The following is a 21579-nucleotide window of genomic DNA, read 5'->3' as shown; positions in this document are numbered from 1 at the left end:
GGCCCCTGCACCGGCAGATAATGAGGCACAGTAGGCCCCGTGTACTTCGTCGGACTCGACCTCGCATGGGGCGAGAAGAACCAGAGCGGTCTCGCCGTGATCGACGCCGACGGGCGGCTTCTCCAGGTGGGGACGGCGCACGACGACGACAGCATCGAGGCGGCGCTGGCGCCGTTCGTCGCCGACGAGTGCCTTGTCGCGATCGACGCGCCGCTGATCGTGAAGAACCCCACCGGCCACCGGCCGGCCGAGTCCCAGTTCAACAAGGACTTTCAGCGGTTCGAGGCGGGTGCCCGCCCGGCGTTCACCGACCGGCCGGAGTTCAAGCATCCCCGCGCAGCCCGGATCGCCGAACGCCTCGGCCTCGACACCGACCCGTCGTCGAGTTCGCCGCGACGCGCGATCGAGGTGTATCCACATCCGGCGACGGTCGTGCTGTTCGATCTCGAGAAGACCTTGAAGTACAAGCGGGGCGTGTTCGAGGACCGTCAGCGCGAGTTGCTGAGGCTGATGACACTCATCGAGGGTCTCGACGACGCGACGCCGAGGCTGCGCGTCAACCGCAGCGTCGCATGGGTGGAACTGCGCAAGCGGGTGGAGGCCGCCACCAAGCCGAGCCACCTCGACCGCGACGAGGATCCGGTGGACGCGGTGCTGTGTGCCTACGTCGGGTTGTACTGGTATCGCCGGCCGGAGGACGTGACGATCTACGGTGACGCGGCGTCCGGTTACATCGTCACCCCGTCACTTCCCGAGGGGCGCCGCCCGAGAGCCGCGCGGACGAGCAGGACGTCCCCGTCGGCCGCGCCGTCTCCGGCCGTCGCCGAGTACGCGTCCCGGCGGCCCGCGCTCGTCGCCGCGACTGAGCACTATCTTGGTCTGGTCAAGGGGCTGCTCGACGAAGCGGGCATCAACTACCTGTCGGTGACCGCGCGCACCAAGACCGTCGAGTCGTTCGCGGCGAAGGCAGACCGACGCTCCGGTGACGGTAAGCCGCTCTACAGCGAGCCGCTGGTGGAGATCACCGACCTGATCGGGTTGCGGGTGATCACCTATCTGCGGGAGGACGTCGCCACGGTGGCCGACCTGCTCGCCGAGGAGATGCGGTTGCTCGACGACCGCGACATGGGTCAGGAGACCGCCCGGGAGGGACGCTGGGGGTACGCCAGCAGGCACCTGCTCTTCGGAGTGGAGGGTGTGCAGCAGCCGGCGTCGATCCAGGTGCGCACGGTGCTTCAGCACGCGTGGGCGGAGTTCGAGCACGAGATCCGCTACAAGGGCTCGATTCCCGCCGCCCATGCCCCCGACCTGGACCGCCGCTTCACGTTGGCCGCCGGACTTCTCGAGCTGGCCGACCGGGAGTTCTCGGCGGTCCGGGAACGGTTGCGCGACGCGGTGCCCGACACCAGCGCCCCGGAGGCCACCGACGATCCCCGCATCCCGACACCGGTGCTGGCCACCTACCTCGGCAACCGCTTCCCGGACGCCGGGTGGTCGCGCACCGACCATTACGCGTGGATCGCCGGGCTGCTTCTGGATCTGGGCATCGAGTCGATCGACGCGGTCGACACCGTCCTCGACGGCGTGGACACCGACGCGGTCAACGCCGCCATGGACTACCGCTACCCGGCCGGTGCGGTGCGCCGCCTCGACGACGCGCTACTGGCCGTCTACGGCAGGCGCTACCTCGAGCTGGACGGCAATTCGCACCGGACGACGTTGCTGGACAACCGGTTACAGCGACTGGTCGAGAAGCTCGGCTAGTCGGTACCAGAACCGAGACGGGTCGGGTCGGTGATGTGGCCGTCGCGGATGCCCAACTGCCTGTTGATGAGTTGGGTGACGAAGAACAGCACGACACCGATGGCGACCAAGGTGGCGGCCACGATGTACTGCTGAGCCGGCCGCCCCGACAGGGGGGTGACCAGAAACAGCGACGCCAGAAAACCGATGACCGGCAACGCCGTCGGCGTCTTGAAGTGTCCGCCCGCCTCGCGCACGTCGCGCCGCAACGCCAGCACGGCGACGTTGACGACGGCGAAGACCGCGAGCAGCAGCAGGCTGGTGGTGCCACCGAGCACCGCGATCGCGTTGCTGCTGGCGAAGGTCGACACGTAGATGATCAGACCGAACGCGATCAGCGTGGTGAACAGGATCGCGACCCACGGTGACCGGCGCGTCGGGTGCACCGTGCCGAGCACCGGCGGCAGCACATGCTGGCGCGCCATGCCATAGATCAACCGGCTGGCCATGAGCATGTTGATCAGCGCCGTGTTCGACACCGCGAACATCGTCATGAACGGCAGGATCGCATCGATCGGCAGGCCGGGGGCGCCGGCCCTGACCACCTCGACGAGCGGGGTGTCGCTCTCCTCGAGCCGACCGACCGGCACCAACGCCACCGCGACGATGGAGATGAGCACGTAGACCACGCCGGCGATGGACAGACCTGAGAGCAGGATCTTGGGAAAGGTGTTGACCGGGTCCTTGGTCTCCTCGGCCATGTTCACCGAGTCCTCGAATCCGACCATCGCGAAGAACGCCAGCGATGTCGCCGCCGTCACCGCCAGGAAGGTGTTCTTGTCCTCGCCGGTCTCGAAGGCCGTGATCCGGGAGAAGTCGACGTCGGCGCCGCCGGTGAAGGCCCACAGTCCGACGAGGACGACCACGACCAGACCGGTGATCTCGACGATGGTCAGGACGACGTTGAGCCTGACGCTCTCCCCCACGCCGCGGTAGTTGACGGCGGCCAGCGCGGCCATGAACAGCAGCGCGAGCACAACGACACCGAGCTTGGACGCGTCGATGCCCGCCCCTTCGAAGAAGTTCGCCGCAAACGCCCTGGAAGCCGTTGCCGCGGAGGTTATTCCGGAACACATCACCACAAAGGCGACCAGGAACGTGATGAAGTGGATACCGAAAGCCTTGTGCGCGTAGAGCGCAGCACCGGCGGCCTGGGGGTATTTGGTGACCAGCTCCAGGTAGCTGAACGCCGTGATGGTCGCGATCGCGAAGGCGACGAGGAACGGAAGCCACGCCGCCCCACCCACTTCACCCGCCACATCGCCGACGAGGGCGTAGACACCGGTGCCCAGGATGTCGCCGACGACGAACAGCAACAGCAGGCCGGGTCCCATCACTCGCTTGAGCTCCGGCTGCTTTTCAGGGCTTCTCGGCCCGGCCACCGACTCTGACATCATGCCTCCCTGAACTCGCTCGAATCCGATGCCGTGTCCGTGATCTGGCGGACAACGTCGAGGAACACGGCGCCCGCGTGCGAGTCGGTGTGGCCGAGCACCACGGAACAGTCGAGGGCCGCGTCGAGGGCCCCGGCGGTTTTCACCCAGTCGGGATTAACCACACCAGGCTCAAAGCAAACGCTAGTTGAAGGGCGCGAGCACGTCGATGACGTCGATCAGGGTCGCCCTGGCGGTGGCACGCGGCCCGTCGCCGTCGCCGACCAGTGCCGCGACGACCGCCCCGTCCACCGCGCACACCAGCGCGGTGACCAACTCGGTGCGCACCGATCGGCCCGAGCGCTCGACGACCTCGACGACGGCGTCGCTGCGCTGGCGCAGGATGCGCCGCTGAATGTCACGCAACCCCGGTTGCCGCGCGCAGGCGATATAGCGCTCGTAACGGGAGATGATCTGCTCGGTGACGCGTTCGGGATTGTCGCCGACCAGAAGGTCCACGATGATGTCGGCGGTGGACTCCGCGCCGCGGCGGCGACGCGACAGGGTCTCCACGCGGGTACGGAGCTGCTCGCTCTCCCGGGTACCGACGTGTTCGACGGCCTTCGCGATCAGGTCGTCCAACGAGGAGAAGTAGTAGGTCGTCGATGCCAGCGGCAGGCCCGCCCGGCGCGCGACGGCACGGTGCCGGACAGCGTCGAACCCGCCTTCGCAGAGAAGATCGGCAGCAGCGCTGACCAGCGCATACCGTCGACGTTCTCCCTTGGGAGTGACCGCTGCCGTCACTTTTGCGATCCTGCCAGTCGCGGGGTTTCGACATCGGGCTTTCACCGAATCATCAGCCTTTGCTCAGTCCGGTCGGGCCGCGCACCGCCACAGGCCGCGATGGCATGATGTCGCGCATGCCAACCCTCAACCGCCGGGAGATGCTGGCCCTCGGGCTTCGCGCGGGACTGGCCGCCACCGCAGCTTCTGCGCTGGGCACCGCGGTGGCCTCAGCAGCCCCGGCGCCGACTTTCGTCACCGGCTCGTTCGCCTCGGCGGCCCGCGGCGGGGCCGTCACCAACTGGGTGATTGCGCGGCCGCCGGATCAAACGGCGCCGCTGCGGCCGGTGATCCTGTTGCACGGCAAGGATTCCTCCGCCGAGATGGTGATGTCGATGGGGGTCGAGCGGTTCCTGGCCGACGCGGTGCGCGCCGGGCTACCGCCGTTCGCGATGGCCGCGGTGGATGGCGGTAACGGCTACTGGCATCGGCGCGCGTCCGGCGACGATCCGGGCGCGATGGTGCTCGACGAGTTCCTGCCGTTGCTGGCCACCCAGGGTCTGGACACCTCACGGGTGGCGTTCCTCGGTTGGTCGATGGGCGGGTACGGCGCGATGCTGCTGGGCTCGCGGTTGGGCGCGGGCCGCACCGCCGCGATCACCGCCGTCAGTCCCGCGCTGTGGACGTCACCGGGCGCCGCAGCTCCGGGCGCTTTTGACGGCGCTGCCGATTACGAGGCCAACAGCGTGTGGGGGTTGGCCGCGCTCAACGGAATACCGCTGCGTATCGACTGCGGGTTCGACGATCCGTTCTACTCCGCCACCGAGCAGTTCATCGCGCAGCTGTCGACGCCTCCGGCCGGTGGCTTCTCGCCCGGCGGTCACAACGCGGCGTTCTGGTCGTCACAGCTGACCTCCGAGATGACCTGGGCCGCCCCGCTGTTGGCGACTTAGAGAGCGATCCGGCCCTCGGCGGCCGCCTGCCCGATGTCGTGACGGAAGTGGCTGCCCGGCAACCTGATCGCGGCGAGCGTCGCGTAGGCGGCCTCGCGGGCGGCCACCAGGTCGGCTCCGGTGCCGACGACCGAGAGCACCCGGCCGCCCGCCGACACCAGGGCTCCGTCGTCGCGACGGGCGGTGCCCGCATGCAGGACGGTATCGCCGTCCGCCGCGCCGTGGATGACGTCGCCGACCCGGGGCCTGCCGGGATAGTTCTCGGCGGCGACCACCACCGTGACCGCGGCACCGTCGCGCCACTGCAGCGGCGGCTGGCCGGCCAGCTCACCGATGGCGGCGGCGCGCAACAGCTGCCCCAGTGGGGATTCGAGCAGCGCGAGCACCGCCTGGGTTTCCGGATCGCCGAAGCGACAGTTGAACTCGACGACTGCGGGGCCGTTGGACGTGATGGCCAGACCGGCGTAGAGCAGGCCGGAGAATGCGCTGCCGCGCCGAACCAGCTCGGCGGCAACAGGTTTGACGATCTCGTCGACGATGCGCCGGGTCACGTCGGCGGGCAGCCACGGCAACGGGGTGTAGGCACCCATGCCGCCGGTGTTGGGTCCGGTGTCGCCGTCACCGACGCGCTTGAAGTCCTGCGCGGGCAGCAGCGGCACCACCGTCTCGCCGTCCACGACGCAGAACAGCGACACCTCGGGGCCGTCGAGGAACGACTCCAGGAGCACCGGATGCCCGGCGTCGAGGAGGCTGGCGGCGTGCGCGCGCGCGGCGTCGCGGTCCGTCGTGACCACCACACCCTTGCCGGCGGCGAGGCCGTCGTCCTTGACCACCCAGGCGGCCTGACCGGCGGGCGGACCGAAGCGGTCCAGCGCGGCGTCGAGGTGCGCCGGGTTGTCGACGATCTCGCTGACCGCGGTCCGCACCCCGGCGGCCGTCATCACGTCCTTGGCGAACGCCTTCGAGCCCTCGATCCGCGAGGCGTCCCTGCTGGGCCCGAAGCACGCGATGCCTGCGGCCCGGACCGCGTCGGCCACGCCGAGCACGAGCGGCACCTCGGGCCCGATGACGACGAGATCGGCGCCGATGCGGCGCGCCAGCGCGGTGACGGCCTCGCCGGACGTCACGTCGACCTCGTATTGGTCGGCGACAGCCGCCGTCCCCGCGTTGCCGGGCGCCACCGAGAGCGCCTCGACCTCGGGGTCTCGGCGCAGCGCGAGCAGCAGCGCGTGTTCACGGGCTCCGGATCCAACTACCAGGACGTGCACAGATGCACACCCTAGTAGCACCGGTGGGCCGGCTCCGAACCTCGTCGGCCATACATTTGGATCACTAGGTGTATGGTCAGAGGAAAGTGCCGCATGTCACACCAGGAGGCCACCCCATGACCGCGACCCAGAGCTGTCCCTTCCTGCCCCAGGGGTATGACTTCACCGACCCCGATGTGCTGCTCAAGGGCATCCCGGTCACGGAGTTCGCCGAGCTGCGCCGGACCGCACCGGTGTGGTGGAACGAGCAGGCGGATTCGATCTTCGACGACGGCGGCTACTGGGTGATCTCGCGTCACGAGGACGTCAAGGCGATCTCGCGTAACAGCACGCAGTGGTCCACCAACGCCAAGGGCGCGGTGATGCGCCTGCCCGACGGGGTCACCGCCGAACAACTGGACCTGACCAAGGCACTACTGATCAACCACGATGCACCCGAGCACACCCGGCTGCGCAAGATCGTGTCGCGGCTGTTCACGCCGCGGGCGATCGCGGGCATGGAGGACAGGCTCGCCGACGCCGCACGCGAGATCGTGCGCGGTGCCGCGGAGAGGGACAGCGGCGATTTCGTCGACGACGTGGCGATGATGCTCCCGCTCCAGGCCATCGCCGACCTCATCGGGGTCCCGGAGGAGGACCGCGAGAAGCTGTTCCACTGGACGAACGCCATCATGAACACCGACGACCCGGAATTCGACGCCGACCCGACGATGGCCAACGCCGAGTTGATGGGCTACGCGTATTCCATGGCCGAGGAACGGCGCCGCTGCCCCGCCGACGACATCGTCACCCGGCTCGTCCAGGCCGACATCGACGGCGAGTCCCTCGGCGAGGTCGAGTTCGCGTTCTTCGTCATCCTGCTGGCGGTGGCAGGCAACGAGACCACCCGCAACGCGATGACCCACGGCATGAACGCGTTCTTCGACAACCCCGCTCAATGGGAGTTGTTCAAGCGCGAACGGCCCGAAACGGCCATCGACGAGATCATCCGGTGGGCCACCCCGGTGCACTGCTTCCAGCGCACCGCGCTCGAGGATGTCGAGGTGGGCGGTGTGACGATCGCCGAGGGTCAGCGCGTCGGCCTGTTCTACAGCTCGGCGAACTTCGACGAAGACGTCTTCGACCGGCCCTTTGATTTCGACATCCTGCGGGACCCCAACCCGCACTTGGCCTTCGGTGGCAACGGCGCGCACTTCTGCATCGGCGCCAACCTGGCCCGCATGGAGATCAAGCTGATGTTCAACGAGATCGCCGACCAGATCCCCGACATCTCGAAGCTGGCCGAGCCGCAGCGGCTGCGCTCCGGGTGGATCAACGGCGTCAAGAACCTGCAGGTCGCCTACAGGTAGTCCCGCCAGGTTCGCCGGCGCCGTGTCACTTGGTTATCGCCCGCCCCGGGTATCCACCTTTGGCAGCGGTCTACTCGCACTTTGCCTGAAAACCAGGGGTACCTGTGACCGGTGAGGCGGTGGCCGCGTTGAGGGGCCGATGACGGGCTTGGCCTACAGTTCCCTCGTGCGCACCCACGGTTGGTCAGGAGCCAAGCCGGCCTCCGACGAGGAGGCCGTCGCCCGCATCCTCGCCGCCGCGGGGAAGGTGATCGAGGAGCGCGGCGCCGACTTCAGCATCTCCGACGTGGCCCGCACCGTCGGCGTCACCCGTCAGACGGTGTACCGGTACTTCCCCAGCACCGAGGCGCTGCTCGTCGCCGCGGCCGTCCACGCGGTCGACGGCTTTCTGGAGCGGCTGACCGCGCACATGGCCGGTATCACCGATCCGGCCGAGGCGGTCACCGAGGCAGTGGCGACCGCGCTGGAATGGCTGCCCCGGGAGAAGTACATCGGGCTGATCATGGTGCCGGGCAGGTCGACGCACGTGCAGTCGGTCACCTCCGACATCGCGCTGCGCTTCGGGCGCGACATGGTGGGCCGCCTCGACGTCGACTGGGCTGCCGCAGGTTTCGACGATGCCGATCTCGACCAGCTCTCCGAGCATCTGTTGCGGATCATCCAGTCCTTCGTCGTCGACCCGGGGCGTCCACCGCGGCACGGTGAGCAGTTGCGGACCTACCTGCGCCGGTGGGTCGGCAATGCACTGCCGCGGCGCTGAATTCGCGCGGGATGCGCCGCCGGCGCAAAGCTACACAACCGTCAGCGGCAACGACTTCCGGTTCTCGAACTCCCACGATGCCCCGCCGCTGAACTTGCACACCTCGACCTCGGGCAGCTCCTTGGCCGCGGTGTCGGTCTCGACGACCCGAACGGTCCAGTCGCTCTCCGTACCGGAAACCTCGGCGCGCAGATACGGGTTCACCGCAGCCGCGATGGCCTGCAGCGGCAGATCGGCGACCGGGGACACCAGCGAGATCCACGCACCGTCCTCATACGCCGGTGAGCGCCGCACATGCAGGAAGTCCGGGTCGACGTCCACCGACACGTACGCGGCCGGATTCATCAGCGGGTGCAGTTCCAGTACCCGCAGCGCGCCCGTGGCGTCGGCGGAGATGCCCAGCGCGTTCTTGATGCGCTCGGCCGCGACCCCGGCGATACCGATCAGCGACTTGTAGCGGATCGACTCCTCCAGCGCCGCATCGCCGTTGGCCCGGGCACGGACGGCGAGGTTGTAGGACAGCACCAGCAGATGCATCTGTAGGCACACTTCGTCGGCGATGCGCACCAGCGCCGAGTGTGAGAACGCTCCGAAGTCGACGTCGGACAACAGCGGGCCCGAATAGTCGGCCAGGCCCTCGTCGCTCGGGTCGATGGGAGCCAGCTCGGTGTTGTACGCGCGGCTGGCGGCGACGATCTCCAGCTGCGGAACGAAGTCGACCTCGGGGTAGGACTCGTCGATGATCACCGTCCACGCACAGTGCGGGTGCCGGTCGGCGGGCGCCCTGGGCGGGCGGTGGATGGGCCGCACCTGGCACTTGCGGTTGGTGGCCAACGCGGTGGCGTCGAACGTCGGATCCTCGATGTCGTGGCACATTCCGCGGACGTAGTCCTCGCCCATCGGTTCCACGTCGAGCAGCGCCCCGCAGTGGTCGAGGTGGAACTCGCCGTGCCAGCGGTCGTGCACCGTGTAGCGGAAATCCATGAACTGCGGGGGCGCGCCGATGTCCAGCTGCAGCCCCTTGAAAACCGTGATGACGTCGACGCCCTCGTAGTTGAGCGCCTTCTGCATCCGCTTGGTGTAGAGGGGGCTGGAGCCCGCCCACTCCTCGATCGCGATCTGCAGCATCTCCTCGCGGCCGAACTTGCTGATGCACCAAGCCATTCCGGATCGATCGATCAACTGACCGATGAGCAGCAGCTCCGGGACCAGGGTGGCCAGCTCCGCGCGCGACAGCGCGGCATACCTACTGGTCGTGGTCATCATGGACCTTGCCTCCGGAGTGCATCTGCACCGCGGCGTTGACGTTCGCCTTCTTGTTCTCGCCTTCGCCCCTCTCGGCGGCCTTCTTTCGCTGCTTCGCCACCTTGGAGACCACACCGTCGAGCTTGGAGCCCAACGGGAATCCGAGGTAGTGGGTGAGGAAGACGGCCATCTCCTTGAGTTCGTGCTCGGTCAGTTCTTCGTTGTGCAGTGCTGCGTTCACCTGGATCTCGGCCAGATCCGAGTTACCCAGTGCGGTCACCACGGTGAGAGTCATCATCCGCTTGTCCCGCATGGAGAGCCCGGGACGGGTCCAGATGGACCCGAAGAGGTGCTCGACGGTCAGGTCGTAATAGGGGTCGCCCTGGACGTCGGGCATCTCCCAGCCATAGACCTCGTTCATCTTCTCGAGGCCCTTGCGCCGCAGCTCGTCAGTACTCATCGGGTCTACTCCTCTGTAGTCGAAGTCGTATGAGGCACACCGAGTCCGGCAGCCAGGTCGCGCAACGCGATCTCGGCCAGCGGCAGTTCCACGCCGGTGGACTCCCCGAGCCCCAGCGCCAGCCGCAGATCCTTCTCACCCAGCCCCCGGGTGTGGACGAACATGTCGTACAGGAAGTGTTCGGGCGCGAGCGGCAACATGTCGTCGCGCACCATGATCGCGCCCGGTCCACCGCTCTGCGCGTCGCTGTGCCGCACCACCCGGCCCAGCTTCTGCAGATCGATACCGGCGGCCTCGGCCAGTCGCATCGCCTCACACGCCGCGGTGAAGCCGACGAACGTCAGCATGTTGCGGGCCAGCTTCATCCGGGTGCCCGCCCCCGGCTCACCGGCGCGGACCACCATGGACGCCCATTGCTTGAAGACCGGCTTGACCCTGTCGTAGGCGTGCTCGTCGGCGCCGACCATCACCGCCAGCTCACCCTTGTCGGCCGCCCCCGCACCACCGCTGACCGGGGCGTCGACAATGTGAATACCTTTGGGCCGCAGCTGCTCGGCCAGCTCGGGGGCCGTGTCGGGTTCGATCGTGGAATGGATCGCGATGACGGTCCCCGGCTCGGCGTGTGCGGCGAGTTCACCGACCACGTCGCGCACCTGCGCGTCGTTGAGCACCGTCACGCTGATCACGTCGGCCTTCGCGACGTCGGCCACGCTGTCGGCCAGCGTGGCTCCGATCTCGGCCAGCGGCGTCATCGCCTCGGTGCGGACATCGAAGACGATCAACCCGCCGGGCCAGTCGACCAGGCGCTTGGCCATCGGTGCACCCTGGTTGCCGAGACCGATGTAGCCCACCCGCAGTTCGTCGGCGCGCTCACTCATGACCGAATGATCTGTCCGCCGTCGACGTTGAAGATCTGACCGGTGATCCACTTCGCCTGGTCCGACAGCAGGAACAGCAGCATGCCGACCAGGTCTTCGGGTTCGCCCATCCTGGACAGCGGGATTCCCTTGACGATGTCGGCGACCATCTCCTGCGGCGTGGTGGTGCGGTTGGCCTCGGTGTCGATGGGCCCGGGCGCGATCGCGTTGACGCGGATGTTCTGCCCGCCGAGTTCGGTCGCCAACTGCTGGGTCAGGCCGTTGATGCCGACCTTGGCCAACCCGTAGAAGTTCGAGTACAGCCACGCCGCGGTCGACGACTGGTTGACGATGGCGCCGCCGCCACGCTTGGCCATCTTGCGGTAGACCGCGCGGGTGCACACCAGCGCGCCGTCCATGTTCACGCTCATGAACTTCTTGTAGTAATCCCAGTCGACGGTGATGAGGAAGTCGAGCTTCATCCCACCGAAGATCGCGGCGTTGTTGACCAGGTAGTCGATGCCGCCGAACTCCGAGAGTGTCTGTGCGGCCATCTCTTTGGCCGATTCCGGGTCGGACACGTCGACCCGGACGGCGAGCGCGTTCCCGCCTTCACCCTTGATGCCGTCGGCGACCTTCTGTGCGCCTTCGGTGTTGATGTCGGCGACGACGACGGCGGCACCCTCCCGGGCCAGCGCCTCGGCGTACGCCTGACCGATGCCGCCACCGGCGCCGGTGACGATGGCCACCTTCTCCTTGAACTGATCGCCATACAGACCCACTGATGTCTCCTTTAGTTCGCTGCCGTGGCAATCGCCTTGATCTCGAGGTACTCCTCGAAACCGGCGAGCCCCATCTCCCGGCCGATGCCGGATTGCTTGTAACCCCCGAACGGCATGTCCGCGGAGTACCAGACACCTCCGTTGACGTTGACGGTGCCCACCCGCATCCGGGCGGCGATGCCCGCCGCGCGCTCCGGGTCGGCGGAGAACACGGTGCCCGACAGGCCGTACGGCGAGTCGTTCGCGATTCGCACGGCGTCGTCGTCACCGTCGTGTGCGATGACGGTGAGCACCGGCCCGAAGATCTCCTCGCGGGCGACCTTGGCGTTGTTGTCCAGGCCGGCGATCACGGTCGGGTCGATGAAGAACCCGGTGTCGCGGTCGGCGGGACGTCCACCGCCGCAGGCGAATCTGCCGCCCTCGGCGATGGCCGAATCCAGATAGCCCTGCACGCGTTCGCGCTGACGCTCCGAGATCAGCGGACCGCACACCGTACCCGGCTTCGTCGGGTCGCCGGCCTTCAGCCCGCCCATGGTGGCGGCGGCCGCCTCGACGGCCTCGTCGTAGCGGTCGCGCGGCACCACCAGACGTGTGGTGATCGCGCATCCCTGCCCGGCGTGCATCGACGCGGTGAATGCCGCCATCGAGCAGGCGCCCGCGAGGTCGGCGTCGTCGAGGACGAGAAACGCGGACTTGCCGCCGAGTTCGAGGAACACCTTCTTCAGCGTCGCCGCACCGTCGGCCATCACGGCGCGTCCCGTATTGGTCGAGCCGGTGAACGACACCATGTCCACCCGCGGGTCTTTCGACAGCAGCGCGCCCACGCCGTGGTCGCTGGAGGTGACGATGTTGATGACGCCTGCCGGAAAATCGGTGTGCTCGGCGATCAGCTCACCGAGCACCGCTGCCGCCCATGGCGTGTCGGGAGCGGGCTTGAGCACCAACGTGTTTCCCGCGGCCAGCGCCGGACCGATCTTGGCCAGGTTGATCTGGTGGGGGAAGTTCCACGGGGTGATCGCGCCGACGACGCCGACGGCCTCCCGCGCGATCGTGCGGTGGGTCTTGATACCCATCGGTGAGGCGATGCCGAGGTCGGTGGTCCACGCGTAGGACTCGGCGGTGTCGGCGCAGAAGCTCAGATCTTCGACGGGGCCCTCGAGTTGGGCGGCGGAGGTGAGCATCCGCGGGGCGCCGACCTCGGCGATGGTCAGCTCCCGCAGCTCTTCGACATGGTCACGCATCGCCTGCTGCAGCTGGCGGATGCAACGCACCCTCAGGTCGGTGTTGGTCGCCCAGTCCGTCTCGTCGAAGCTGCGCCGGGCGGCGCCGATGGCGGCGCTCATGTCCTCGGCGCTCGCATCCGCGGCCACACCGAGCGTCTCCTCCGTGGCGGGGTTGACGGTGGTGAACGTCCCCGAGCTGCCGGCGACGAGCTTGCCGTCGATGAGCAGACGGCTTTCGCGATCGGCCAGGATTGCCATCCGACCTCCTGTATCTGGTTTCTGGACAACTGTCCGACAGAGTTCCTCCGAACCATAGCCGCAGACCTCGGCGCCAGGCAAGGACTCGGGGCGTTCACCGCCGCTTTACCTACAGTGAACTGCTACTTCGATCTCCTGCTTGCCTGCGGCCCGCATGTTCCGATAACTTGGACATGTGTCCAGCGATGCTGTTGCCCAGCTCACCGAAGAGCCGGGGAACCCGCCACGTAACCGCCGGCAGGAGGAGACCTTTCGCAAGGTCCTCGCCGCCGGGCTGGAGATGCTGCGCGAGTCGTCGTACGCCGACCTGACGGTGCGGGCGGTGGCGGCACGGGCCAAGGTGGCCCCGGCAACCGCCTACACCTACTTCTCGTCGAAGAACCATCTGATCGCCGAGATCTACCTGAGCCTGATAACGAAGGTCGACTACTTCACCGACGTCAACGACAGCACCACCGTCCGCGTGGAGAAGACTTTGCGCAGCATGGCCCTGATGATCGCCGACGAGCCCGAGGTCGCCGCGGCCTGCACCACCGCGCTGCTGTCGGGCAACGACGCCGCGGTACGCACCGTGCGCGAACGCATAGGTGCCGAGATACACCGGCGCATCCGCGCGGCGGTCGGCCCCGATCCCGATCCCCGCACGCTGGCCGCACTGGAAATGACGTTCTTCGGCGCTCTGGTCAATGCCGGCAGCGGCGCCTTCACCTACCACCAGATCGCCGACCGCTTGAGTTACGTGGTCGGCCTCATCGTCGGAGACGATAAATGAACCTGAGCGTCGGAGAAGACAGATGACAATCAGCGAAGTGCGGCTTGACCCGTACAACTACGACTTCCACGAGGATCCGTATCCGTACTACAAGCGGCTGCGCGACGAGGCACCGCTGTACCGCAACGAAGAACTCGGGTTCTGGGCGCTGTCGCGGCATGCCGACGTACTCAAGGGCTTCCGCAACAGCACCACCTTGTCGAACAAGTTCGGTGTCTCCCTCGACCCGGCGTCCCGCGGTCCGCACGCATCCAAAACGATGTCGTTTCTGGCCATGGACGACCCGGCCCACCTGCGGCTGCGCACCCTGGTCTCGAAGGGCTTCACCCCGCGGCGCATCCGCGAACTCGAGCCGCGCGTCACCGAGATCGCCGTCACGCACCTGGACGCGATGCTGGAGCAGGCGACGACCGGCGACGCTGTTGATTACGTGGACGAGTTCGCCGGCAAGCTGCCCATGGACGTGATCTCCGAGTTGATGGGTGTACCCGACGCCGACCGGGTTCAGGTGCGGGCGTGGGCGGATGCGGTGATGCACCGCGACGACGGCGTCACCGACGTTCCCGACTCGGCGATCGAGGCGTCGCTCAACCTGATCGTCTACTACCAGGAGATGGTCGCCGAGCGTCGCAAGAAGCTGACCGACGATCTGACATCGGCACTACTGGAAGCCGAGATCGACGGTGACCGGCTCACCGACGACGAGATCATCGGCTTCATGTTCCTGATGGTCATCGCCGGCAACGAGACGACCACGAAACTCCTTGCCAACGCCGCGTTCTGGGGCCACCGCAACCCGGACCAGCTCACCTCCGTCTACCAGGACCTCGCGCGGGTGCCGCTGTGGGTGGAGGAGACGCTGCGGTTCGACACCTCCAGCCAGATCCTGGCCCGCACCGTGTCCGGCGAGCTGACGCTCTACGACACCACGATCCCCGACGGTGATGTGGTGCTGCTGCTCCCCGGATCGGCGCACCGCGACGAGCGGGTCTTCGAGAACCCCGACGACTACGTCATCGGACGCGAGATCGGCTCGAAGCTGATGAGTTTCGGCAGTGGCGCCCACTTCTGCCTCGGTGCGCACCTGGCGCGCATGGAGGCGCGTGTGGCGCTCGCCGAGTTGTTCAAGCGAATCCGCGGGTATGAGGTCGACGAGGCCAACGCCGTCCGCGTCCACTCCAGCAACGTCCGCGGATTCGCTCACCTTCCGATACGTGTGGAGATCCGCTGATGCCTCGTTTTGACCCTCTGCCCGACCGTCGGCCCGCACTGGTGGCCGGTGCTTCGTCCGGAATCGGCGAAGCCACCGCCATCGCGCTTGCCGCACACGGCTTTCCGGTGGCCCTGGGAGCCCGGCGGGTGGAGAAGTGCCAGGAGATCGTCGACAAGATCCGCGCCGACGGCGGTGAGGCCATCGCCGTCCACCTCGACGTCACCGATCCTGACTCGGTGAAATCGGCCGTGGAGCAGACGACGGTGGAGCTGGGTGAGATCGAGGTCCTCGTGGCCGGCGCCGGAGACACCTACTTCGGCAAGCTCGACGCGATCAGTACCGAGGAGTTCGAGTCCCAGATCCAGATCCACCTGATCGGCGCGAACCGGGTGGCCACCGCGGTGCTGCCGGGAATGATCGAGCGCCGGCGCGGCGACCTGATCTTCGTGGGATCCGATGTGGCGCTGCGCCAGCGCCCGCACATGGGCGCCTACGGTGCCGCGAAGGCCGCGCTGGTCGCGATGGTCACCAACTACCAGATGGAGTTGGAGGGCACCGGGGTGCGGGCCTCGATCGTGCATCCCGGCCCGACGAAGACCGCGATGGGCTGGAGCCTTCCGGCCGAGCTGATCGGGCCCGCGCTGGAGGACTGGGCCAAATGGGGTCAGGCCCGACACGACTACTTCCTGCGCGCGGCCGATCTGGCCCGCGCCATCACGTTCGTCGCCGAGACCCCGCGCGGCGGATTCATCGCGAGCATGGAACTGCAGCCAGAAGCTCCGCTCGCCTCGGTCAAAGACCGTCAACAACTGAAGGTCGATAAGGAGGCCCTGAATTCATGACCGCTGTCAAAGAAGTGCCGCGGGTCTCCGGCGGAGAAGAGGAACACGGCCACCTGGAGGAGTTCCGCACCGACCCCATCGGTCTGATGAAGCGTGTCCGCGAGGAGTGCGGTGACGTCGGCTGGTTCCAGCTCGCCGACAAGCAGGTGATCCTGCTCTCGGGCGCCGAAGCCAACGAGTTCTTCTTCCGTTCCAGCGACAGTGAACTCAACCAGGCCGAGGCGTACCCGTTCATGACGCCGATCTTCGGCGAGGGCGTGGTGTTCGACGCCGATCCCGAGCGCCGCGCCGAGATGCTGCACAACACCGCGCTGCGCGGCGAGCACATGAAGGGCCACGCCACCACGATCGAGGCCGAAGTCCGCAAGATGATCGAGGGGTGGGGCGAGAGCGGGGAAATCGATCTGCTGGAGTTCTTCGCCGAGCTGACGATCTACACGTCGACGGCCTGCCTGATCGGGCTGAAGTTCCGTAATCAGCTCGACTCCCGGTTCGCCAACTACTACCACCTGCTCGAGCGCGGCACCGATCCGCTCTGTTACGTCGACCCGTACCTGCCGATCGAGAGCTTCCGCATCCGCGACGAGGCCAGGGCCGGGCTCGTCGAGCTCGTCCAGGACGTGATGCACGGCCGAATCGCCAACCCGCCCAAGGACAAGAGCGATCGCGACATGCTCGACGTGCTGGTGTCGATCAAGGACGAGGACGGCAACCCGCGCTTCACCGCCAACGAGATCACCGGGATGTTCATCTCGCTGATGTTCGCCGGGCACCACACCAGCTCGGGCACCTCGTCGTGGACGCTGATCGAGCTGCTGCGCCACCCGGAGTTCTACGCCAAGGTCCAGCAGGAACTCGACGACCTCTACGCCGACGGCCAGGAGGTGAGTTTCCATGCGCTGCGCCAGATTCCGAACCTCGACAACGCGCTCAAGGAGACGTTGCGGCTTCATCCTCCGCTGATCATCCTGATGCGGGTCGCCCAGGACGAGTTCGAGGTGGCGGGCTACCCGATCCACAAGGGGCAGATGGTTGCGGCGTCGCCGGCGATCTCCAACCGGATCCCCGAGGACTTCCCGAACCCGGACGACTTCGACCCGGACCGCTACGAGAAGCCGCGGCAGGAGGACCTGATCAACCGATGGACGTGGATCCCGTTCGGCGCCGGTAAGCACCGCTGCGTCGGCGCCGCGTTCGCCCAGATGCAGATCAAGGCGATCTTCTCGGTGCTGTTGCGCGAGTACGAGTTCGAGATGGCGCAGCCGCCGGAGAGCTACCAGAACGACCACTCGAAGATGGTGGTCCAGCTGGCCCGCCCGGCGAAGGTCCGCTACCGCAGGCGAGTGAGGGACTGAGGGAATGAGCGGAAACCGCGGGTACAGAGTCCATGTCGACGAGGACCTGTGCCAGGGCCACGCCATGTGCGAGCTGGAGGCCCCCGACGTGTTCAGGGTGCCCAAACGCGGCGTCGTCGAGATCACCGATCCCGAACCCCCGGACGAGCTCCGCGAAGCCGTCGAGCTGGCTGTCGAGATGTGCCCGACCCGAGCACTGACCATCATCGAAAAGGAGTGAGAATGGCGTCACGAGAGCAACTGGAGGACTGGGTCCAGCGTTGGCTCAAGGCCAATCAGGATGCCGAAGCCGCCGGCGACTGGAAGCCGCTGGCGGAGTTCTACACCGAAGACGCGACCTACGGCTGGAACATCGGCCCCAAGGAAGACGTCATGTGCGTCAACAAGCAGGAGATCCGCGACGTCGCGCTGGGCCTGGAGATGGAAGGCCTGGAGAACTGGGTCTACGAGTACCAGAAGACGCTGATCGACGAGAAGCAGAACGAGATCGTCGGCTTCTGGAAGCAGATCGCCAACAAGGGCGACGGCACCCGCGACGAGATCTACGGCATCGGCGGCAGCTGGTTCCGGCTCAACGACCAGCTGCTGATCGAGTGGCAGCGGGACTTCTTCGACTTCGGCCATGTGCAGAAGGCGTTCATGAAGCTGATCGAGTCGGGAGACCTGACCCCCACCATGCAGAAGCGCATCGAGCGGTCGCTGGCAGGCGAGAGACTTCCCGGTTACTACCCGATCGGCGAGGCGCCGGTTCCGATCTGGTGAGCACACCACCAAGCGGTTGCTTGGGGGCCCTGTGATGTGGCTAACTAGAGCCTCTAGTCTGGTCACCAGGGGCTCTAGTCGAAAGCAGGAGATATGAAGACCAAAGGCGCTCTGATCTGGGAATTCAATCAGCCTTGGACGATTGAAGAGATCGAGATCGGCGACCCCGTCAAGGACGAGGTCAAGATCCAGATGGAAGCCTCCGGCATGTGCCATTCGGACCACCATCTGGTCACCGGCGACATCCCGATGGCGGGCTTCCCCGTGCTGGGCGGCCACGAGGGCGCCGGCGTCGTCACCGAGGTCGGCCCCGGAGTGGAGGGCCTTGAGCCGGGCGACCACGTGGTGCTGTCGTTCATCCCGTCGTGTGGCTCCTGCCCGTCCTGTCAGGCCGGCATGCGCAACCTCTGCGACCTGGGCGCGATGCTGCTGCAGGGCACCGCGGTCTCCGACAACACGCACCGCATCCACGCCAAGGACGGCACCCCGGTCATCCCGATGACCCTGCTCGGCACGTTCAGCCCGTACATGGTGGTGCACAAGAGCTCTGTGGTGAAGATCGATCCGTCCATTCCGTTCGAGGTGGCCTGCCTGGTCGGCTGCGGCGTGACCACCGGGTACGGCTCGGCGGTGCGCAGTGCCAACGTCCGGCCGGGCGACGACGTCGTCATCGCCGGCATCGGCGGTGTCGGAATGGGTGCGCTGCAAGGCGCGCTGAACGCCGGCGCGCGAACCATCTTCGCGATCGATCCGGTGGAGTGGAAGCGCGACCAGGCGCTCAAGTTCGGTGCCACCCACGCCTACCCCGACATCTTCTCCGCGATGGCCGGCGTCGCCGAGGTCACCCAGGGCCGGATGGCCTCCAAGACCATCATCACCACCGGTGAGCTCCACGGCGAAGAGATCGACAACTATCTCAACATCACCGCCAAGGGCGGCACCTGCGTGGTCACCGCCGTGGCCAACATGGCCAGCTCCGAGGTGACGATGAACCTGTCGATGCTGACCCTGCTGCAGAAGAACCTGCAGGGCACCATCTTCGGCGGCGGCAACCCGCACCACGACATCCCCCAGCTGCTGTCGATATACAAGGCGGGCCGGCTCAACCTCGACGACATGGTGACCCGGCAGTACAAGCTCGAGCAGATCAACGAAGGCTACAAGGACATGCTCGAGGGCAAGAACATCCGCGGCGTCATCCGCTACACCGACGCCGACCGGTAACCCTCATGGACCCGCGAAATTGCATTCCAGCAGGCAAAGTTCGAGTAGAGCCCTGCTGGAATGCAATTTCGGCGAAGGCAGGAATCGCATGACCGAGACCACGGACCTGACACCGGTCGTCGCAGCGTCACGGAACTCGTGGCGCTGCGTACAGTCCGGTGACCGCGAGGGCTGGCTGGCCCTGATGGCCGACGACGTCGTCCTCGAAGACCCCATCGGTGAGGCCGTCACCAACCCCGACGGCACGGGTGTGCGGGGCAAGGACGCGGTTGCGGCGTTCTTCGACACCAACATCGGGCCGAACCAGTTGCGTGTCACCTGCGAGGAGACCTTCCCGTCGAGCAGTCCGACGGAGATCGCCTACATCCTGGTGCTGGAGACGACGTTCCCGAACGGTTTCGTGGCCACCGTGCGCGGAGTGTTCACCTATCGCGTGAACGACGCCGGCCTGATCACCAACCTGCGCGGTTACTGGAACATGGACGCGATGACGTTCTCGCAAAAGGAAAGCGCGGATTAGCGATCTGCTCGCGGACCGCGGCGCGGTGGTCGTCGGTGGCACGCGCGGGGTCGGCCTTGCGGTCGCCGAACTGCTCGCGGCGCTGGGCGCCGGCGTGGTGGTCAACGGTCGCGACGAGGTGGCGGCGGGCCAAGCGGCCGAACGCATCCCGCGCGCCATCGGATTCTCCGGGTCGCCGTCGGACCCGGACGTCGCCGACGCGCTGATCGACACGTGCGTGCGCGAATTCGGCCGGATCGACATCCTGGTCAACTGCGCGGGCACCGCCGAACCCGTCGGCTCGTCGATCCTGAATGTCACTCCGGCCCAGTTCCAGGAGCTGATCGACGCCCATCTGGGCACCGCCTTCCAGACCTGCCGGGCAGCTGCTCCCCTGATGGCGCGCCAGGGCTCCGGCGCGATCGTCAACACCAGCTCGTTCGCGTTCCTCGGCGACTACGGCGGCACCGGGTACGCGGCGGGCAAGGGTGCCGTCAACAGCCTCACGCTGGCGATCGCCGCCGAGCTCAAGGAGCACGGCATCCGCGCCAACGTGGTGTGCCCTGGGGCGAAAACGCGCCTGTCCACCGGCAGCGACTACGAATCGCACATCGCCGAGCTCAACCGTCGCGGAATGCTCGACGACGTCAGCTACCAGGGTGCGCTCGACGCGGCCCCGCCGGAATATGCGGCGCCGACATACGCCTACCTGGTCAGTGACCTGGCCAACCACATCACCGGCCAGATCTTCATCGCCGCAGGAGGATTCGTCGGTCGCTTCGACCGGCAGACTCCAGCGCTAGTGGCCTACCGCGGCCACCACGACGAGCCGCCCTGGACAGTCGAGGAGATCGCCGCGCAGGTCGGCTGATCACGGCACCTGCGGTTTGATCTCCTCGATCACCCACTGCGCATAGTCGAGATACTCCTCGACCCCGCGAACCTTCGGGATGGGCACCGCGCTGACCGTGACGCCCTGTGCGCCGAGCCAGCTGAGCCGGTCCACGATCTCGGCCGCGCTCATCCCCGGACGCGCGTCGGGGTCGTGCTGTGCGACGTGCCCCTCCCCCACCCGGTTGGTGCCGAGACCGTGCACGACGTCGAACGGTCGTCCGTCGTAATCGGGCTGGGATTTGATGAAATCCAGTCGCTCGGCGAGCTTCTCGGGAGGTGTCAGAAACGACCACCACCCGGAGGCGTACTTAGCGGCCCGGCGCAGCGCCGCGTCGGCGTCGCCACCGATCCAGATGGGCAGGTGCGGCTTCTGCACGGGTTTGGGTTCGAACGCGACCTCACGGAACGAGACGTACTTCCCCTCGAAGCTCGGCGCGTCGCTGGTCCACAGCTCCTTGATCACCGCCAGGTACTCGTCGGCCATTCGCCCGCGTTCCCGGAACGGGACCCCGAGCGCCTCGAACTCGCCCTGCAGCCATCCGACGCCGAACGTCACCATCATCCGGCCCCCGCTCATCCAGTCCGCGGTCGCCAGCGCCTTGGCCAGCACGACGGGATGCTGCAGCGGCAGCACGGTGATGCACGAGTTCAGCCGGATCCTCTCGGTCGCCCCGGCCAGATAGGCCTGAGCCACCGTGGACTGCAGATAGTGCGGGCCCGACAGTTCCACGTGCTCGGCCGGGATCACGAAATGCTCTGGGACCGCGATCATGTCGTAGCCCCATTGATCGGCACACCTGGCCATCCGGGTCTGGTCGGCGCCGGTCACCGAGGCTTCCCACGGCTGCGACATCGCCGGCAGGCGCAGCATGTGGGGAAGCGCGAAGACGAGTCGCATATCCGA

General features: G+C 67.0%; 23 protein-coding genes. 13 read left to right on the top strand and 10 right to left on the bottom strand.

Features of this window, described 5'->3' with window-relative positions; all coding sequences use genetic code 11:
• The first annotated feature begins 39 nt into the window (after positions 1-39).
• Positions 40-1764: a bifunctional ribonuclease/(p)ppGpp synthase gene (gene relZ / locus BN976_RS30750; RefSeq protein ID WP_036377360.1), complete on the top strand. Its 1725-nt coding sequence runs from the start codon at positions 40-42 to the stop codon at positions 1762-1764.
• Here relZ and BN976_RS30745 read toward each other — a convergent pair.
• From BN976_RS30745 to BN976_RS30740, 3 genes are read right to left on the bottom strand one after another with little or no spacing between them, the layout of a single operon-like run.
• Positions 1761-3197 carry an APC family permease gene (locus tag BN976_RS30745; RefSeq protein ID WP_036377508.1) on the bottom strand — a complete coding sequence of 479 codons (1437 nt, stop codon included), beginning with the start codon at positions 3195-3197 and terminating at the stop codon, positions 1761-1763. The genes relZ and BN976_RS30745 overlap by 4 nt on opposite strands.
• Positions 3197-3343: a hypothetical protein gene (locus BN976_RS33980; RefSeq protein ID WP_158498063.1), complete on the bottom strand. Its 147-nt coding sequence runs from the start codon at positions 3341-3343 to the stop codon at positions 3197-3199. Before BN976_RS33980 ends, BN976_RS30745 begins: the two co-directional genes overlap by 1 nt.
• A 37-nt stretch (positions 3344-3380) precedes the next feature.
• Entirely contained in the window at positions 3381-3989 is a 609-nt protein-coding gene (locus BN976_RS30740; protein WP_199559039.1) for a TetR/AcrR family transcriptional regulator, read from the bottom strand.
• 95 nt (positions 3990-4084) lie between these two features.
• Between BN976_RS30740 and BN976_RS30735 the strand changes: the two genes are divergently transcribed.
• Positions 4085-4912 carry an alpha/beta hydrolase gene (locus BN976_RS30735; protein ID WP_011782290.1) on the top strand — a complete coding sequence of 276 codons (828 nt, stop codon included), beginning with the start codon at positions 4085-4087 and terminating at the stop codon, positions 4910-4912.
• On the opposite strand, the gene purD is transcribed toward BN976_RS30735, so the two are convergent.
• On the bottom strand, positions 4909-6180 hold the full coding sequence (gene purD / locus BN976_RS30730; RefSeq protein ID WP_036377353.1) for a phosphoribosylamine--glycine ligase: 1272 nt from the start codon (positions 6178-6180) through the stop codon (positions 4909-4911). The genes BN976_RS30735 and purD overlap by 4 nt on opposite strands.
• A gap of 116 nt (positions 6181-6296) precedes the next feature.
• Between purD and BN976_RS30725 the strand changes: the two genes are divergently transcribed.
• Together BN976_RS30725 and BN976_RS30720 are read left to right on the top strand one after the other, a co-directional pair.
• The gene (locus tag BN976_RS30725) at positions 6297-7529 is read left to right on the top strand and encodes a cytochrome P450 (RefSeq protein WP_036377351.1); all 1233 of its coding nucleotides are present in this window, start codon (positions 6297-6299) and stop codon (positions 7527-7529) included.
• Between the two features lie 166 nt (positions 7530-7695).
• Positions 7696-8289 carry a TetR/AcrR family transcriptional regulator gene (locus tag BN976_RS30720; protein ID WP_036377502.1) on the top strand — a complete coding sequence of 198 codons (594 nt, stop codon included), beginning with the start codon at positions 7696-7698 and terminating at the stop codon, positions 8287-8289.
• A gap of 30 nt (positions 8290-8319) precedes the next feature.
• Here the strand turns inward: BN976_RS30720 and BN976_RS30715 are convergent, their stop codons facing one another.
• From BN976_RS30715 to BN976_RS30695, 5 genes are read right to left on the bottom strand one after another with little or no spacing between them, the layout of a single operon-like run.
• Complete coding sequence (locus tag BN976_RS30715; RefSeq protein ID WP_036377347.1) at positions 8320-9552, bottom strand: hypothetical protein; 1233 nt, start codon at positions 9550-9552, stop codon at positions 8320-8322.
• Entirely contained in the window at positions 9536-9994 is a 459-nt protein-coding gene (locus BN976_RS30710; RefSeq protein WP_011782295.1) for a carboxymuconolactone decarboxylase family protein, read from the bottom strand. The genes BN976_RS30715 and BN976_RS30710 overlap by 17 nt, the downstream gene beginning before the upstream one ends.
• A 5-nt stretch (positions 9995-9999) precedes the next feature.
• Positions 10000-10872 carry an NAD(P)-dependent oxidoreductase gene (locus BN976_RS30705; RefSeq protein ID WP_036377345.1) on the bottom strand — a complete coding sequence of 291 codons (873 nt, stop codon included), beginning with the start codon at positions 10870-10872 and terminating at the stop codon, positions 10000-10002.
• On the bottom strand, positions 10869-11633 hold the full coding sequence (locus BN976_RS30700; RefSeq protein WP_036377342.1) for an SDR family oxidoreductase: 765 nt from the start codon (positions 11631-11633) through the stop codon (positions 10869-10871). The genes BN976_RS30705 and BN976_RS30700 overlap by 4 nt, the downstream gene beginning before the upstream one ends.
• Before the next feature lie 11 nt (positions 11634-11644).
• Positions 11645-13114, bottom strand: coding sequence for an aldehyde dehydrogenase (locus BN976_RS30695; RefSeq protein ID WP_036377340.1), 1470 nt, complete (start codon positions 13112-13114; stop codon positions 11645-11647).
• Positions 13115-13289: 175 nt separating this feature from the next.
• On the opposite strand from BN976_RS30695, the gene BN976_RS30690 reads away from it, so the two are divergent.
• The 9 genes from BN976_RS30690 to BN976_RS30650 all read left to right on the top strand — a co-directional run bounded on the left by BN976_RS30690 (position 13290) and on the right by BN976_RS30650 (position 20652).
• Positions 13290-13886, top strand: a complete 597-nt coding sequence (locus tag BN976_RS30690; protein ID WP_036377339.1) for a TetR/AcrR family transcriptional regulator — start codon at positions 13290-13292, stop codon at positions 13884-13886.
• A gap of 22 nt (positions 13887-13908) precedes the next feature.
• Complete coding sequence (locus tag BN976_RS30685) at positions 13909-15117, top strand: cytochrome P450 (RefSeq protein WP_011782300.1); 1209 nt, start codon at positions 13909-13911, stop codon at positions 15115-15117.
• Positions 15117-15941: an SDR family oxidoreductase gene (locus BN976_RS30680; protein ID WP_011782301.1), complete on the top strand. Its 825-nt coding sequence runs from the start codon at positions 15117-15119 to the stop codon at positions 15939-15941. Before BN976_RS30685 ends, BN976_RS30680 begins: the two co-directional genes overlap by 1 nt.
• Positions 15938-17296 (top strand): lanosterol 14-alpha demethylase, encoded by a 1359-nt coding sequence (locus BN976_RS30675; RefSeq protein WP_036377337.1) that lies wholly within the window; start codon positions 15938-15940, stop codon positions 17294-17296. The genes BN976_RS30680 and BN976_RS30675 overlap by 4 nt, the downstream gene beginning before the upstream one ends.
• A 4-nt stretch (positions 17297-17300) precedes the next feature.
• Positions 17301-17516, top strand: coding sequence for a ferredoxin Fdx (locus BN976_RS30670; RefSeq protein WP_011782303.1), 216 nt, complete (start codon positions 17301-17303; stop codon positions 17514-17516).
• Positions 17517-17518: 2 nt separating this feature from the next.
• Positions 17519-18058: a nuclear transport factor 2-like protein gene (locus tag BN976_RS30665; protein WP_011782304.1), complete on the top strand. Its 540-nt coding sequence runs from the start codon at positions 17519-17521 to the stop codon at positions 18056-18058.
• A gap of 93 nt (positions 18059-18151) precedes the next feature.
• Positions 18152-19282, top strand: coding sequence for an NDMA-dependent alcohol dehydrogenase (locus tag BN976_RS30660; RefSeq protein WP_036377336.1), 1131 nt, complete (start codon positions 18152-18154; stop codon positions 19280-19282).
• A gap of 88 nt (positions 19283-19370) precedes the next feature.
• On the top strand, positions 19371-19802 hold the full coding sequence (locus BN976_RS30655) for a nuclear transport factor 2 family protein (protein WP_011782306.1): 432 nt from the start codon (positions 19371-19373) through the stop codon (positions 19800-19802).
• 25 nt (positions 19803-19827) lie between these two features.
• Positions 19828-20652, top strand: coding sequence for an SDR family NAD(P)-dependent oxidoreductase (locus BN976_RS30650; RefSeq protein ID WP_011782307.1), 825 nt, complete (start codon positions 19828-19830; stop codon positions 20650-20652).
• Here BN976_RS30650 and BN976_RS30645 read toward each other — a convergent pair whose 3' ends face one another.
• On the bottom strand, positions 20653-21573 hold the full coding sequence (locus tag BN976_RS30645; RefSeq protein WP_011782308.1) for a TIGR03619 family F420-dependent LLM class oxidoreductase: 921 nt from the start codon (positions 21571-21573) through the stop codon (positions 20653-20655).
• Between the last annotated feature and the right edge of the window lie 6 nt (positions 21574-21579).

The organism is Mycolicibacterium austroafricanum (assembly GCF_000612725.1).
Taxonomy (GTDB): Bacteria; Actinomycetota; Actinomycetes; order Mycobacteriales; family Mycobacteriaceae; genus Mycobacterium; species Mycobacterium austroafricanum.
This window is presented reverse-complemented; position numbering and strand designations above follow the sequence as displayed.